This is a genomic window from Mesorhizobium prunaredense, from assembly GCF_900156895.1.
In the GTDB taxonomy this organism is placed as follows: Bacteria; Pseudomonadota; Alphaproteobacteria; order Rhizobiales; family Rhizobiaceae; genus Mesorhizobium; species Mesorhizobium prunaredense.
This window is the reverse complement of sequence record NZ_FTPD01000005.1, coordinates 320,751-321,527: the sequence shown is the minus strand read 5'-3', so window position 1 is coordinate 321,527 and position 777 is coordinate 320,751. Positions and strand designations below refer to the sequence as shown.

The window sequence follows — 777 nt, the reverse complement described above, 5'->3', positions numbered from 1 at the left end:
AACTTTCCCCGGACAGCCCTGCCCTTGCGGGGGAGATGTCCGGCAGGACAGAGGGGGGTGGGAAGGATCGCCAACTTCGACTTCAGCCATTCTCAACCGGAAACAGCCTAAGGGCGTAGCTGTGATTTGGTTGACAGGTCGGAGGGACAGCACCCCCCTCTGCCTTGCCAGGCATCTCCCCCGCAAGGGGGGAGATAGGCAGCTTCGCCGATGGCGCTTCGCAGAAATCTTTACCGTAAGGCACAGCAGGGCAATGAGGGGCAGCACCAGCGTCTGCGAACATCCTTCCACCGCAGCAGCTCTCCTGACACTCACCCGATTCCGGTATCCGCCATCCTGCGCTACACTTGGTCCACTTCAACCAGGCGCCACCTCCATGATTGTCCAGACCTGCATCAATGGCGCGCGCAGCGCCGATTTCCATCCGCAGCTGCCGCTTGATCCCGAAGCCATGGCGCGTGACGGCGCCGCCTGCGTGGCCGCCGGTGCGGCCGAGTTGCATGTCCATGCACGCGGGCTCGATGGCCGCGAAAGTCTCGCGCCGGCGACGATGGACCGCACCATCCTTGCGCTGCGCCGCGCCTGCCCGGGAACGCTGATCGGCGTCTCCACCGGCGCCTGGATCGAGAACGATGACGAGCAGACGCTTGACGCGATCGCCGGCTGGAGCGAATTGCCCGACCATGCCTCGGTCAATCTGAGCGAGGAAGCCGCGCCCGAGGTCATCGAGCGCCTGCGGCAGCGCGGCATCGGCGTCGAGGCCGGGCTCGCCTCCGT

1 protein-coding gene is annotated in these 777 nt (G+C 65.6%); it reads left to right on the top strand.

What is annotated here, in order from left to right:
• Positions 1 to 376: 376 nt before the first annotated feature.
• The coding region (locus BQ8794_RS36265; RefSeq protein WP_244554872.1) for a 3-keto-5-aminohexanoate cleavage protein at positions 377 to 777 on the top strand (401 nt) is incomplete at its 3' end.